General features: G+C 40.3%; 15 protein-coding genes. 10 read left to right on the top strand and 5 right to left on the bottom strand.

Annotation, left to right across the window (positions count from 1 at the left end; genetic code table 11):
• Window positions 1–13 precede the first annotated feature (13 nt).
• Window positions 14–2,122: a ferredoxin-like domain-containing protein gene (locus VJ786_RS07030; RefSeq protein WP_134776442.1), complete on the bottom strand. Its 2,109-nt coding sequence runs from the start codon at window positions 2,120–2,122 to the stop codon at window positions 14–16.
• A 170-nt stretch (window positions 2,123–2,292) separates the two neighbouring features.
• Between VJ786_RS07030 and VJ786_RS07025 the strand changes: the two genes are divergently transcribed.
• Genes VJ786_RS07025 through VJ786_RS07010 form a run of 4 tightly spaced genes read left to right on the top strand, consistent with a single transcriptional unit; the run spans window position 2,293 to window position 5,796 of the window.
• Window positions 2,293–3,267 (top strand): PstS family phosphate ABC transporter substrate-binding protein, encoded by a 975-nt coding sequence (locus VJ786_RS07025; RefSeq protein ID WP_336557485.1) that lies wholly within the window; start codon window positions 2,293–2,295, stop codon window positions 3,265–3,267.
• 20 nt (window positions 3,268–3,287) lie between these two features.
• Entirely contained in the window at window positions 3,288–4,175 is an 888-nt protein-coding gene (gene pstC, locus VJ786_RS07020) for a phosphate ABC transporter permease subunit PstC (RefSeq protein ID WP_134776440.1), read from the top strand.
• 2 nt (window positions 4,176–4,177) lie between these two features.
• Window positions 4,178–5,032, top strand: coding sequence for a PstA family ABC transporter permease (locus VJ786_RS07015; RefSeq protein ID WP_134776439.1), 855 nt, complete (start codon window positions 4,178–4,180; stop codon window positions 5,030–5,032).
• Window positions 4,987–5,796, top strand: a complete 810-nt coding sequence (locus VJ786_RS07010) for a phosphate ABC transporter ATP-binding protein (protein ID WP_134776438.1) — start codon at window positions 4,987–4,989, stop codon at window positions 5,794–5,796. The genes VJ786_RS07015 and VJ786_RS07010 overlap by 46 nt, the downstream gene beginning before the upstream one ends.
• Before the next feature lie 11 nt (window positions 5,797–5,807).
• Here VJ786_RS07010 and VJ786_RS07005 read toward each other — a convergent pair whose 3' ends face one another.
• The 3 genes from VJ786_RS07005 to VJ786_RS06995 form a co-directional block, all read right to left on the bottom strand.
• Window positions 5,808–7,304: a dicarboxylate/amino acid:cation symporter gene (locus VJ786_RS07005; protein WP_134776437.1), complete on the bottom strand. Its 1,497-nt coding sequence runs from the start codon at window positions 7,302–7,304 to the stop codon at window positions 5,808–5,810.
• Window positions 7,305–7,404: 100 nt separating this feature from the next.
• Complete coding sequence (locus tag VJ786_RS07000) at window positions 7,405–8,121, bottom strand: LytR/AlgR family response regulator transcription factor (protein ID WP_134776436.1); 717 nt, start codon at window positions 8,119–8,121, stop codon at window positions 7,405–7,407.
• Window positions 8,118–9,164, bottom strand: a complete 1,047-nt coding sequence (locus VJ786_RS06995; RefSeq protein WP_134776435.1) for a sensor histidine kinase — start codon at window positions 9,162–9,164, stop codon at window positions 8,118–8,120. The genes VJ786_RS07000 and VJ786_RS06995 overlap by 4 nt, the downstream gene beginning before the upstream one ends.
• A gap of 160 nt (window positions 9,165–9,324) precedes the next feature.
• On the opposite strand from VJ786_RS06995, the gene VJ786_RS06990 reads away from it, so the two are divergent.
• A complete protein-coding gene (locus VJ786_RS06990) occupies window positions 9,325–10,149 on the top strand; it encodes a DUF5694 domain-containing protein (RefSeq protein ID WP_209023098.1) in 825 nt (274 codons plus the stop codon).
• Window positions 10,150–10,203: 54 nt separating this feature from the next.
• Here VJ786_RS06990 and VJ786_RS06985 read toward each other — a convergent pair whose 3' ends face one another.
• On the bottom strand, window positions 10,204–10,554 hold the full coding sequence (locus tag VJ786_RS06985) for a 4Fe-4S dicluster domain-containing protein (protein ID WP_099366757.1): 351 nt from the start codon (window positions 10,552–10,554) through the stop codon (window positions 10,204–10,206).
• A 160-nt stretch (window positions 10,555–10,714) separates the two neighbouring features.
• Here VJ786_RS06985 and VJ786_RS06980 point away from each other — a divergent pair, with 160 nt between their 5' ends.
• From VJ786_RS06980 to dnaJ, 5 genes are all read left to right on the top strand, one after another.
• Window positions 10,715–11,728: an aldehyde dehydrogenase family protein gene (locus tag VJ786_RS06980; RefSeq protein WP_134776434.1), complete on the top strand. Its 1,014-nt coding sequence runs from the start codon at window positions 10,715–10,717 to the stop codon at window positions 11,726–11,728.
• A gap of 60 nt (window positions 11,729–11,788) precedes the next feature.
• Window positions 11,789–11,992 (top strand): fructose-6-phosphate aldolase, encoded by a 204-nt coding sequence (locus VJ786_RS06975; RefSeq protein ID WP_099366756.1) that lies wholly within the window; start codon window positions 11,789–11,791, stop codon window positions 11,990–11,992.
• Window positions 11,993–11,997: 5 nt separating this feature from the next.
• Window positions 11,998–12,681, top strand: a complete 684-nt coding sequence (locus VJ786_RS06970) for a cell division ATP-binding protein FtsE (RefSeq protein WP_099366755.1) — start codon at window positions 11,998–12,000, stop codon at window positions 12,679–12,681.
• Window positions 12,682–12,808: 127 nt separating this feature from the next.
• The gene (locus VJ786_RS06965) at window positions 12,809–13,330 is read left to right on the top strand and encodes a nucleotide exchange factor GrpE (RefSeq protein WP_245153278.1); all 522 of its coding nucleotides are present in this window, start codon (window positions 12,809–12,811) and stop codon (window positions 13,328–13,330) included.
• Between the two features lie 10 nt (window positions 13,331–13,340).
• Entirely contained in the window at window positions 13,341–14,489 is a 1,149-nt protein-coding gene (dnaJ, locus tag VJ786_RS06960) for a molecular chaperone DnaJ (protein ID WP_134776433.1), read from the top strand.
• The last annotated feature ends 165 nt before the right edge of the window (window positions 14,490–14,654 follow it).

The following is a 14,654-nucleotide window of genomic DNA, read 5'->3' as shown; positions in this document are numbered from 1 at the left end:
TGTTTGCTGTATATTAATGGTTTACTAATGATTTTAATTCTTCTCTTCGGGCTGCCGCTTCCAGATAGAATGCTTGAGCTTGAAGGATATAAGTCGCTGCAAATTCTTTGGACGGTGCATATTTGTTGATCTGTAACACCCGCTGTTCAAATGTGTTAGGCAAGTTGAAGCTGCCATCATTGATGTACTGTTGATCAAACTCCTGGATAACGGCCGATTGGGTAGAGACATTGATCCCCCGATCCAGCAACAGGGCTTTGGCAGTCCATACAAATGCTGAATAGGCATGGTAGATCGCATCGGCGAATTGCTCTTGATTTAAGGCCAACGTGGCCAGGTCCAATTTTTCCTCGGCTTCCAATAAGAGAGTCGCCACCAGGTCGATCATCACCCCAGCACATTCACCAACGCCAATAGCGGTGGCAAAAGTCTCTTCATGACCCCAATCGAGCATTTCATCGGCTGTCAGGTTGCTCAGGTCAGCTAAAGGTTTCAACAAACGGTAGAAATGATCCTTTCCATGCGCATCGTAATAACGGTGGAAATTCTGGTCGTTTCTTTTATTGCTTTTAAAATCATTCAAAAGGAGATCTATTACTTGAAGCACGCGTTTGGTAGGAACTTTGATCACCCGTTCGGCTACCCTGCCTATGCCATCGCCTACTGTTCCGCCTCCAAGCATTACCTGCGCAGCAGGAACAACAGCGCCTCCAGCCTTCACCGAACTGCCATGAAAACCAATATGTGCCAATCCATGTTGTCCACAGCTGTTCATGCAGCCAGAAATCTTGATCTTCAATTCCTGTTCCCGGATGAAATCAGGATGAAACTCATGAATATAGTTTTCCAAGACCCTTGCCATTTCCGTAGAATTGGAAATGCCTAGGTTACAGGTGTCCGTACCTGGGCAGGTAGTGATATCTGCAGTACTGTTATAACCTGCTTTTGCCAGCCCCAAATCATGCAATACATTGAATAAATGCGGCAGGGACGATGGTCTTACATATTTGAACAGTAGATTTTGGTCCTGAGTGATCCGTATATCATCCGCAATATGATCCTTCACGCCTTCGATCAGTTTTCTAGCCTTATCTGTGGAGAGGTCTCCTGTTTGCACTTGGACATATACGCCGAAAAAACCTGATTGTTTCTGTTCAAAGGTATTCGTGCTTTTCCACAGGAAGAAAGCTGGTTCATCCACAGGTTTAACTTCTTTTATTGGATGATTAGGTAATTCTAAAGGCTCCTCTACCCAGGCATCGATGGCTACCTTTTGGTTTTTTATGGCTATTTTTTCCTGTTCGATAAGCGCTAAAACTTCTTCAAAACCAAGTTTTTGAACGAGGTACTTGAACCTGGCCTTATTGCGGTTGTTCCTTTCGCCATAACGATCGAATACCCGGAGGGTGGCTTCCATATAAGGGATGATTTCATCCTCATGTAGAAATTCAGATACCACTTGACCCAAGATCGGTTGTGCGCCCAATCCGCCTGCCAAAAGGACTTTGAAACCTCTTAATTCTTTACCATTGATAGTTTTGATTTTGGGTATGAATCCGAAATCATGGATATAGGAAAAGGCGGTGTCTTTTTCACTCGAGGAAAAGGATATCTTAAATTTTCGCCCCATTTCGGCGCAGATGGGATTTCGTAGGAAATAGCTGAAGGTTTTATGTGCATACGGAGATACATCAAATGGTTCAAGCGGATCAATTCCTGCCGTTGCAGAGGCCGTTACGTTTCTGACTGTATTTCCACATGCTTCTCGCAAGGTCATGTCGTCTTCCGCAAGTTTAGCCCATAACTCCGGTGTTCTGTCTAAACTTACATAGTGTATCTGAATATCCTGGCGGGTGGTCAGATGCAGGTTGCTACTTGCATATTCATCCGAAATATCAGCAATCTTCAATATTTGTTTAAAAGTGACCTTTCCAAATGGTAATTTGATCCGGACCATCTGGACCCCTGCCTGCCTTTGCCCGTATACTCCACGCGCCAGTCTAAGCGATCGGAATTTTTCCTCTGGTACCTCCCCTTTCTGATATGCCCGAATCTTTTGTTCCAACTCAATGATTTCCTTTTCTACAATAGGATTCTCTAATTCTGTTCGAAAACTCTGCATGATATTCCTTTGATGTTTATTAATTGTATAACATTATTACCCTTTCATTATGGAATTTGTAATCTCCGTGGACAAATGTATAAATTATTTTTTTAGATAGTATATTAAATCTACCAAATTAGTATATATTTGTAGCGTTATTGATTTTTTTGATGGTTTAACTCAGACGGATGAATAGATTTAAATCCTTGTATTTCATGTTGTTATCGATGTTTTTAACGCAAGGTTGTGCTCCAAAAGAATCGGAAAGCTATCATGCAGACAGAGGTTATTCGGGTTCCATTTCCATTTCAGGAGCCTTTGCATTATATCCTTTGGCGGTTTTATGGTCAGAGGATTTTAAGAAGATTCATCCCCATGTACGGTTTAACATCTCGGCAGGCGGAGCGGGAAAAGGTATTGCGGATGTGTTGACCGATATGGTGGATATTGGATTGGTTTCTCGTGACCTTCATCCACAGGAAACTGATCGAGGAGCCTTTCCTATTATCGTGGCGAAAGATGCTGTCATTGCAACCATCAATAGCCGACATCCAAATATGGAGCTTCTAAAGAAAAGAGGTTTAACGATCAAAGAATTGGAAAATATATTCATCCATGGTTCCTATACACGTTGGAAGGATATTGATTCTCGGATGGTTGATGAGCCGATTTTGGTTTATAGTCGGTCGGATGCTGCAGGAGCAGCAGAAACCTGGGCCAAGTTTTTCAAATCGTCGCAGGAAGACCTGAAAGGCATTGGGATTTTTGGTGATCCTGGTCTAGCTCAAGTGGTGAAAGAAAACGAATTGGCTGTTGGATTCAATAATATCAATTATGTTTTTGATCTACATACAAAGAATACATCGGATAATATAAGAGCCTTGCCGATAGATATTAATGCAAACGGAAGAATAGATGAACAGGAAGATTTTTATGGGCATCTGGATTCGCTAACCAAAGCCATTGGCAACGGTTCTTATCCATCGCCTCCGGCACGAGACCTGATGTTTGTTGTTCAACAAGGAAAGCAATCAAAACTGCTGAAGGAATTTTTTGGATTTATCCTTCAAGCAAAAGAACAAGGATATTTATTAGCACATGGCTATGTGCCATTGGATAGTGCTACGTTAGGTGGGCAATTAGAAAAATTGAATGAATTATAAGCTTAAAAGCGTAAGTATTCATGGATAGAAGAATAGTTAAGGATAAATTAGTCAAAAACAGTTCAGCCTTATTATTGGGATTTATGCTCTTGGTAGTATTGTTGATTTTTATTGGACTTATACTCAAATCGCAACCTTTATTGGAATCTCATCCCTTAGGGGACATTCTTTCTAAGAGTGTTTGGGCGCCCATGAAGGGAGAATTTGGTTTTCTGCCTTTTATATTAGGTACGGTTTGGGTAACACTTATCGCCCTATTGATCGCTGTTCCTTTATGTATTTTGGCTGCTGTGTATTTGGTTGAGTATGCAGAAGACCGATTAAGGAATATGGTGCTGCCCTTGGTCAATGTGCTGGCCGCAATTCCTCCTGTTTTGTATGGCGTGTGGGGAGTCCTTTTTGTCGTGCCGGTGATCAGGGACGTTATAGCCCCACTTTTTGGGCTGCAGATATCTGGCTATTCGGTTTTTGCTGGGGGGATGGTATTAGCGGTGATGATATTCCCAATCATGATGAGCATCATGGTGGAAGTGATACAGACTATTCCTCAAGAACTGAAGGCGGTTTCCCTCTCTTTAGGCGCAACGAAATGGGAAACCATCCAGCATGTCATCCTTAAGAAAGCTAGGCCAGGCATCATTGCCGCCGTTGTATTGGCAATATCCCGTGCTTTTGGAGAAACCATTGCGGTATTGATGGTTTGTGGGAACATCCCTAAAGTTCCGAACAGTTTATTCGACGCTGGTTATCCGATTCCAGCACTTATTGCCAATAATTTTGGAGAGATGATGTCTATCCCGCTATACGATGCTGCATTGATGTTTGCAGCGCTGTTGCTTTTCATCATCATTTTTGGGTTCAACCTCCTTTCCAGGTTGATATTAAATAAATTAGAAGCTCCACATTAATTATGGCTAATATTTCGAAAAGACTTCAAAAAGAAAAGATTGCCAAATTGCTCATGCAGCTTTCGGGCATTTTGATCACCGGATCCTTATTTCTGATCTTAGGGACGATCCTGTACAAGGGTTTGCCGCATATGACCTGGGAGATGATTTCTCAAACACCTAAGGGAGGATTTTACCTGGGAAAATCTGGGGGTGTATTGAATGCGATTATCGGTTCATTATACCTGGCTGGATTATCTACAATATTGGCAACATTGATCGGGATTCCCATAGCGATATACCTCCATGTGTATGTGCGACAAGGCACAGCCATCTCCAGGTTTTCCAAATTGCTCTTTGATGTATTATTTGGTATACCTTCTATCGTATATGGAGCAATTGCTTTTAGCATTATGGTTTTCTTTGGGATCAGGGCTTCCCTTCTTGGTGGAGTAATCACCATAACCTTATTGACCATTCCAATTGTGGTAAGAACATTGGACGAGCTTTTGCGTACCATCCCCCAAGATCTGAAACATGTGACAGCATCCTTGGGAGCTACCCGCTGGGAATCGGCTAAGGTGATGCTCAAATACATCAGACCAGGTTTGTTCACGGCTTTATTATTGGCATTTGGTCGCGCTATTGGCGATGTGGCCGGCGTGATGTTGACCACCGGCTATTCCGATAATATCCCCAAATACTTAGATGAGCCAACAGCCACGCTGCCCTTGGCGATATTCTTCCAACTGAGCAGTCCTATCCCAGAGGTGCAAGGTCGGGCTTATGCCTCCGCGTTGATCCTTACATTTTTAATTTTAATTATTGTGCTATGTACTCATTTCCTATCCTCCAAGCAGAAGAAACACCAAACATAATCAGCCTGAAACAACCCCATATACAGATCAAGGATCTGCATGTTGTGGTGGAAGGGCAAGAAATCCTGAAAAACATCAACCTGAGCATCCCCAATAACTCGGTGACTTCGATCATAGGGCCTTCTGGATGTGGTAAGACCACCTTATTGAAAACCTTGAACAGACTGCTGGATGATAGTAAGGATGTGGAGATCAGTGGTTCTGTTTTGGTCAATGGAGAGGATATATATGCCAAGAATGCGGAAGTGACACATATCCGGAAAAAGATGGGTTTGCTATCGCAGAAACCTTTTACGCTTCCGATGTCGATATTTGAAAATATTGCTTATGGTCCCAAGATCCATGGCGAAAAGGATAAAGGTAAGCTTAAAGCTATCGTAGAGCAGCAATTGCGGAATGTAGGACTTTGGGAAGAGGTGAAAGACCGTTTGGATTCTTCGGCGACAAGGCTTTCTATTGGGCAGCAGCAAAGGCTGTGTTTGGCTAGAGGATTGGCGGTTGAGCCAGAGATCATCCTGGGCGATGAATCTACTTCGGCACTGGATCCTATTTCCACTCAGATCATTGAAAACCTGCTGATGGATCTTAAACAGCGGTATACAATTGTTCTGGTGACCCATATCCTTCGGCAAGCCCGAAGGGTCTCGGATTATATCCTGTTTTTATATCAAGGAGAAGTAATTGAGTTCGGTAAAACCGAAGAATTACTTCTCCATCCTAAGCATGAAATCACCAAACAGTATGTGAAAGGATTTATTTCATGAGTATGTTTTCATTAAGTCCTTGTTTCGCCTTCAGGACCTTCCTCAATGGTTTCGGCAATTTCTGCTACACCATCCGGGTCAGTGTCCATTCGGAATGGAGCAGCTTCATCAAATTCACCTTCCCATTTGGCGACAACAACTGTTGCCAAACAGTTACCAATTACGTTGACCGATGTTCTGGCCATATCCATTAATTCATCAATACCCAAAATGGCTGCAATAACAAATACCGGTAAACCGAATTGATCTGCCGTAGCGATCAAAATGATCAAGGAGGCTCTAGGAACGGCCGCAACACCTTTGGAAGTGATCATCAAGGTGAAGGCGATCATCAATTGTTGTCCAAAAGATAAATCGATCCCCGCTGCTTGAGCCACAAAAATAGAAGCTAAAGAGAGGTATAAGGATGTTCCATCCAGGTTAAAGCTATACCCCGTAGGAATTACGAAAGAAACGATCTTTCTTGGAACCCCGAATTTCTCCATCGCGCTCATCGCCTTTGGTAAGGCAGCATCCGAACTTGTGGTAGCAAAAGCGATGGAAACCGGCTCTTTGATGGCATTTACAAATTGCTTGATCGGTACCTTGAGATATAAGGCCACGGGTAACAAAATGATAAGCAGGAAAAATATTAAAGCTAAATAAAGGGTCGCCAAGAGCATGAATAAGTTTTTGAGGATATCCACGCCGAGATGTCCAACGGTATAGGCCATTGCCGCACCAACCCCAATTGGTGCAAATAGCATGACCAAATTGGTGAACTTAAACATCGCTTCCGAGAGACTTTCTGCAAAGTCGACAAAAGGTTTTCGTTTCTTCTCTTCCACCATGGCCAATCCGATACCGAAAATAACGGCGAAAACAACAATTTGTAGGACCTTATTCTCATAAACCGACTTTACGATGTTTTCAGGAAAGGTATCCCTGAAGAAGGATGTGAATTTATAAAGGCCATGAGCACTCTCGTCGATATGGCTTAAGGCTAATTTATCGCCTTCAGACATACCGGAGGTCTGAGGTAGCTCCTCATGTGGCATATGTTCAATGTCGATACCGACACCAGCTTTGGTAAGATTGATCGCCGCCAAACCAATAAAAATAGCACAGGTGGTGGCACAGAAGAAATATAGCATGGACTTCCAAGCCATACGACCAACTTGTTTTAAGTCGGAATGTCCCGCAATACCAAAAACTAACGTAGCAAACAAGATTGGTCCTACAATGGTCTTCACCAGTTTTATAAAGCCTTGGCTTAAGGGTTGAAGCGCTTTAGCAACATTTGGGAAATCTAATCCGACAAATATACCAAGGACCATACAGGTTAAGATCCAGGTGGTTAATCCTTTACGGACAATTGCGTTTAGAATCAATACAGCAGCTGTAATCCATCTGACGAGCATCATAACACTTGCTGGAACGGCTACGATGTTAAATTCGTATAATAAGGTAATAATTGAAGCTAATGCTATGGTAACTAGCATTAAATATCCCGTTGCTTTTTTTGACATGCGGTTTATGGGGGTTACTTTTGTTAAAATTTTGTTTTAAAGACGAACAAAAATAAAAAAATTGGTGGGCATACCAAATTTCGAAGCCTTTTATTCCCGATTATAGGGATTTAAACCAACGGAAAAGTTCTTCCTTGAAAGTTTCCCCTACAGGAAAGAAATCCCCATTATGATGTTGGACTTGATGGGCATCAATTGCCTTGATTTTTTTCTTCGGCAAAATAATAGATCGGTGGATTCGGATGAATTCTTCTGCCGGCAAGCGGTTCATCATTTCTTTCATCGTTTCTAAGGTCATCAACTTTTGTCCTTCAAAATGGATAATCAAGTAATCTTTTAATCCTTCTATATAGTCAATTTTGGATAGTTCGATCCGATGGTCCTTTCTGTCGGCTCTGAATTGGATATATGCTTTGGTTTGAATTGTTTTAGGCGTTTTCCAAGCGAGGTGCTTGTCAATCGCCTGATTAAACCGTTGCTGGGAAATGGGTTTTAATAAATAATCTATCACCGTAAAAGCATAGCTCTGAAGTGCAAATTCTGCATAAGCGGAACTGATGATGAAATCATAATCCTTTCCCAATAATTTCATGATATCCAAGCCATTCATGGCAGGCATCTGAATATCCAGTATAATTAAGGGGTGGGCTTGTCCATGATGAGGATCGGGATTTTGTTTTAGTAGAGAAAGTGCATGGGTAATATCATCACCAGCGTATACAAGATTTAGTTCAGGTCGCTTTTCAGCATAATCAGCAAGAAGCTTATATGCCATTGGTTCATCATCTAAAATAATACATGGAATCGGTTTCATCATCTGAATGTTATTGTTAGTGTAGCCTCAAATTCTCCATTTGTGATGGTTTCAATCAAATGGTATTGATTAGGATAGTAATGGTCTAACCGTTTCTTTAAATTTTGAATGCCGATTCCTTTTTGCTGATCTTTGCCCCCATCTTTTATTTTATTTTTTACTTTATATAGTAAGCTTTTATCATCAGTAAATAAGCTTATTACTAATGGACTTGTGTTGGTGATTTCTCCGTGCTTAAAGGCGTTTTCAATAAACGTGATCAATGTGAAGGTTGGTAGTTTAATTTGCTTATTGTTCAATTCTACTTGCAGGTCTATGCAATCTTCAGAGGAGATTCTTAGGGTCTCCAGACTGATAAAGGAGTGTATATAATGGAGCTCCTCCTCGATGTCCATCCATTCCTTATCACTGTTGTAGGTATTATATCGCATAAGTTTCCCGAGCTCTTCAATGGCAGGCAAGGATTTTTCGGATTTGAAATAAACTAAGGAGTAAATATTGTTGAGACTGTTGAAGATGAAATGGGGATTTAGCTGTGATCGCAGGAATTTAATCTCCGTATTTTTATTTTCTTCAATCAAATTGGATTGTTTGGAAATTAATCGGATGGTATAAAGAATCAACCAAAGCGCTGTACTTAAAATGATAGGCTGGAATGCATAATAGAGATTATCGATAGCATAAAAACCAAAGGTGGTGTTTGGATGATAATTCCTCATCCCAGCAAAAATCGGCATAAGGATTTCTTCAAGTAGATATCTACTGGTCATGAAGTAGATAATACCAACAAATATAGCCGCTATGATTTTCCATGCCCTCCACGTTCGAAATGCCCACGGAAGGCCGATAAGGTAGTGGAGATAAAATGTGGAGGAAAACACCAAAAAGTAAGTGGCTAGGAATAACCCAACCGACTTGAGTTCAATTCCGTCTCCAGTCCATTTCAAAAGACTGAAATATGCCCAAATCAACCAAAAAAGGATATTGATAACAATTTCCTTTCTTAAAGTAATGCCTGGTTGGTATTTATTCTTTTGATTTATCAAGTTGTTTTGCTCTTTCTTTATGGATGGCTTTTGAGTTCATAAAGATAGCTATTCAATATTTCATAAAATATCCGCTTGGTCGATTTTTCTAAGGGGTTTGTCGATATAAATTGTATAAGCTGGAGGTTTGTATTAAAATTGGATCATTAATCCATTACAAATGAAAAAATACTTATTAATTATCTTGCTATTAACTGTCCAGCAATTGGTTCATGCCCAATTGGTTCCATTCCAAACAAAATTTGAGAAAACCATTCCGGTTTTAAATGTCGCCACTTTTCATATGGGATTTACCAGTGATGCTACTCGGACAGCGTTCAATCCGAAGGATCCTGAACGTGTGAAAGAAGTACATGCTTTGGCTAAACGCTTCGCTGCCTTTAAACCAACTGTTCTAGTTTTAGAAAATGTTCCATCGCGAACGGAGGCTTTGCAGGCCATGTATGATGCGTACTTGAAAAACCCCCAAATGACATTCGAGCATCCTAGTGAAATTGAATTATTAGCGTTTGAGGTCGGAAGGTTGTCCGGTGTAAAAAAAGTCTATGGTATAGATTATAAAAAGGGATATAATTACAGGATATATGGGGAATTAGAAACGAAAGCGGATTCCATCACCTATAATGCCTACTGGAAATTGGTGGAAAAGAACACCAAGAATTACATGGAGAAATTGAATAGGGAACCTACGGTTATGGATCATTTTCAAATGAACAATTCGAAGGTTTATCTTGATTTTTTAATGAATGTGAATGCTGATATGCTATTGTATGCATCAAGCCCAGAAGGAAATGAAGGGGCTTTCGAAGCGGCTAAATTTTATGAACGGAACCTGATCATGTTTTCTAATTTCAATAAGATTCCCTTGTCAGCTGATGATCGCGTGTTTTTGTTGATGGGTGGTACCCATTCTGCGTTTTTCAGACAATGGCTGGAACGATCTCCAAAATATCATGAAGTAGATGTTCTTCCTTATCTAAAATAAAAAAAAAGAGCTGTTATTTTAATTAACAGCTCTTTTTTAATATTATAAGCTAGCTTATTCAGCGTGTAACCAGGCTTTCTTCGCTAATAATTCTTCTTCTGTTTCCACTACTTCTTCGTCTTCTACACAACAATCAACCGGACATACTGCTGCACATTGAGGTTCATCGTGAAAACCTTTACACTCTGTACACTTATCTGAAACAATATAATATACTTCATTAGAAATAGCATCTTGCGACTCGTTAGCATCGATTGTAACACCATCTCCAAAATCAATAACTCCGTCTAAAGCTGTTCCATCAGAAAACTTCCATGAAACCCCTGCATCATAAATTGCGTTGTTCGGGCATTCTGGTTCGCATGCTCCACAATTTATACATTCATCTGTAATTTTAATTGCCATTTATGTCCTTACAATAAAATAATAAACTAATTTTGTGTCTTCAAAGGTACTACTTCAGCTACTTACTTTGAACAAAAAGTATATAACATTGGTAGTTATTTACAAACTAATGGCAAATATACGGCAAAATAATAACAGAATAATTCTAAATAATAAGATTTTGACATTAAAACAAAGAATCCAAGCATTTGTAAAACTCGGCGATTATCTTCTTTCCAGTGATTTTGAAAACTCCCCTTTCCTCTTTTCAGTAGCCAATAGGAACCCTTGGTATAGCAAAGAAAATGTCTTGAAACAGGCTAAGGCTATCGGACAGAATCTGACCGAGGAAAAATTGACTTTATGGCTGCAAGGTTTTCCAGATCATGAGAACGATAAGGTAGTTGGGTTGGTGTTGGCCGGAAATTTACCGCTTGTGGGTTTCCATGATATCTTATCTGTACTGATCACTGGTTTTAAAGCTGAAATCAAAACTTCTTCGGAAGATGCAGGTATTACGAAAGCTGTTTTGGATATCTTGGTTTCTATCGAACCGGATTTCTCCAATCGTTTTCAACTGGTGGAGCGTTTGGAAAACTATGACCTGATCATTGCTACTGGAAGTAACAATTCTTCTCGTTATTTTGAACATTATTTTGGTAAAAAACCACATATCATCCGTAAGAACAGGAATTCTGTTGCGGTGATTACGGGTCGGGAGACTAAAGAACAACTGAACCAGCTCGGAAATGATATTTTCGATTATTTTGGTTTAGGATGTCGATCGGTTTCCAAGATCTTTATTCCCGAGGATTATGATATTGCTCGATTATATGAATCGCTGGAGAGCTTCTCCCCGATTAAAGATCATTTTAAGTACAACAACAACTATGATTTCAATAAATCCATCTACCTGATCAATCGTAACGAACATTTTGATAACGGGTTTTTGTTGATCAAGGAAGATGAGGCTATGGCCTCTCCCCTGGCCGTTATCCATTATGAACGCTATAAAGAGTTGAAGGAGGTGGAATCCTTTATCCAAAATCACTTAGAAGAGATTCAGTGTGTGACTGCAGAAACAGACTTAAAAGTTGATGCTGCGGTATTCCCATTTGGAGCAAGCCAACACCCTGCCTTGGATGATTATGCTGACGGCGTGGATACCTTAGCTTTTTTGAAAGCAAACCAATAAATTGGTTTTTGTGGCGTTATATGGTTATGAATTCATAAAAAATTATATTTTTGTTCGATTATGTATGTTATTAAGGTAAAAGGAGTAGCAAAAATTCCGGATTATGTTCAGTTACGAGATGATGCATTTACCCTTCTTGCCTATTTCCGCGTGGATCGACCTGATAAATCATTAGATAAAATAGGCCTTGGTGATAAAGCAGAATACATCATGGAGATCGTTCGGGAACTGCCGTTTGGCCAAATAAAGAAAATAGACGTATAAGCAATATGAAAGAAACAAATACGGTTATCAAATTAAAGAATGTCGAGATCTATCAGCAGAAGCACCTGGTATTGTCCAATGTGAATTTGGATATTGCACAAGGTGAATTTCTGTATCTGATCGGTCAATCGGGATCAGGAAAGAGTAGTTTGTTGAAGATAATCTATGGCGACCTCTACATCGCTAGCGGTGAAGGTATGGTAGCAGGTTTTGATTTGAGAAAACTTCATGAAAATGATGTACCATATTTACGTCGAAAATTAGGGATTGTATTCCAGGATTTCCATTTGTTGAATGATAGGACCGTTGAAAAAAACCTTGAATTTGCTTTGAGAGCAACAGGTTGGAAAGAAAAAGGTCTGATTGAAAACAGGATTTTGGATGTGTTGGAAAAAGTAGGATTGCGATCAAAACTTAAGAAGATGCCGCATGAGCTTTCCGGTGGTGAGCAGCAACGTGTAGTTATTGCACGCGCACTTCTGAACAACCCAGAAATCATCCTAGCCGATGAGCCGACAGGTAACTTAGACCCGTCAACCTCCGAAGAGATCGTTCTATTATTAAGAGACATCGCCTCTTCCGGAACTGCGGTTTTGATGGCTACCCATGATTACCAGATCATAAGAAATATGCCTGCAAGAATCCTTCGTACCGCGGATGGTTCTTTGCATGACAATGTATCGATATAAAGGCTGACAAGCCATTTCAAATCCGACATTATTGCCAGTAAAAACCAGTTTTTACTGACAGCATGTCGGATTTTTTGCGTTGGCAACATAATTGTTGACACGCCTACTAATACGTTAAAATAAGCTGATGATGAACGAAAATGAAAATATTCAAGACCAAGAATTGAATCAATTCGAGGAGAACGTGGAGAATACAGGAGCTGAAGCTGAAGACCTGAACCAAAAATTAGCCGAGTCCAATGATCGTTATGCACGATTGGTGGCTGAATTTGACAACTACAAAAAACGTACTTCCAAAGAGAAAATAGAGCTCATGCAGTCTGCCGGAAAGGATGTAATCATCAAATTGCTTCCTGTGATGGATGATTTTGACAGAGCGCTAAACCATATGAAAAATGTTTCCAACGAAGATCCTATCAAACAAGGCGTTGAATTGGTGAATACGAAATTCCGTAAAACCATGGAACAATTGGGTGTGAAGGAAATGGATGTCATTGGACAACCATTTGATCCTGAATATCAAGAGGCGATCACCATGATCCCTGCACCTACTCCTGATCTGAAGGATAAAGTAATCGATGTAACAGAAAAAGGTTATCTATTGAACGATAATGTTATTCGTTTTGCAAAGGTAGTAATAGGACAATAAGAATAAAACAATGTCAAAAAGAGATTATTATGATGTGCTTGGTGTCCAACGGACTGCTGAAGTAACAGAAATAAAAACGGCATATCGTAAGCTTGCCATCAAATATCATCCGGATAAAAACCCGGGTGATCAAGAAGCCGAAGATAAATTTAAGGAAGCAGCCGAAGCCTATGAGGTTTTGAGTAATGCAGAAAAACGCAGACGTTATGACCAATTTGGTCATGCAGGAAATTCTGCTTCTGGTTATGGTGCTGGCGGCATGAATATGGATGACATTTTCAGCCAATTCGGTGATATATTTGGTGGAGGAAATCCATTTGAAAGTTTCTTTGGTGGCGGCGGAGGCACGCGTGGCGGCCGTCGGGTTCAACGGGGAACAAATTTACGTATCAAAGTAAAATTGACCTTAGAAGAGATTGCCAAAGGGGTTGAGAAAAAAGTAAAAGTTAATAAACAGGTAGTTTGTCATACCTGTACAGGAACTGGTGCAAAGGACAAAGGTTCTTACCACACCTGTAATACCTGTGGTGGTAGTGGTTCGGTAAGAAGAGTGACCAATACCATATTGGGACAAATGCAGACAACTAGTACTTGTCCGACCTGTAATGGCGAAGGGGTAGAAATCACTGCAAAATGTACCACCTGTAAGGGTGAAGGACTAGAGCGTGGTGAAGAAACCATTGCTATCAATATTCCTGCAGGTGTTAGCGAGGGAATGCAATTGTCGATGAGTGGGAAAGGAAATGCTGCTCCTAGAGGTGGTATTCCTGGAGATTTGATCATTCTGATTGAAGAAGTACCACATGAGACCCTAAAAAGAGATGGTATCAATGTGATCTATGATCTGTATATCAATTTCGCTGATGCAGCTTTAGGAACTAGTGTGGAGATCCCAACAATCGATGGTAAAGCCAAGATCAAGATCGATGCTGGAACGCAGGGAGGAAAGATATTGCGTTTAAAAGGAAAAGGTCTTCCTGAAGTGAATTCTTACCATAAAGGAGACCAATTGGTGTATGTGAATGTTTGGACACCAAAAACCGTGAATAAAGAGGAAAAGGAATTATTGGAGAAATTGAAGAATTCTGCGAATTTCAAACCTCAACCAGGAAAAAGCGAAAAATCATTCTTTGAGCGAATCAAGGAATATTTCGAATAACATTTTGTTTATTTTATCCTTGTTGGTCATGGCCAATTAAGAAGAAAGAGGCTGTCTAAAAAGGTCTCTTAAAAGAGAACCCCGTCATTAAAAAATGGCGGGGTTTTTCTGTTTTTTGTCCTCAAGATTTTGTATCTTAAGGTGCAACCAAAAAACAATATGGCA

This window comes from Sphingobacterium tenebrionis (genome assembly GCF_037126265.1).
GTDB classification, from domain to species: domain Bacteria; phylum Bacteroidota; class Bacteroidia; order Sphingobacteriales; family Sphingobacteriaceae; genus Sphingobacterium; species Sphingobacterium tenebrionis.
Note: the sequence above shows the minus strand (reverse complement) of the source record. Positions and strands in the feature narration are given on the sequence as shown.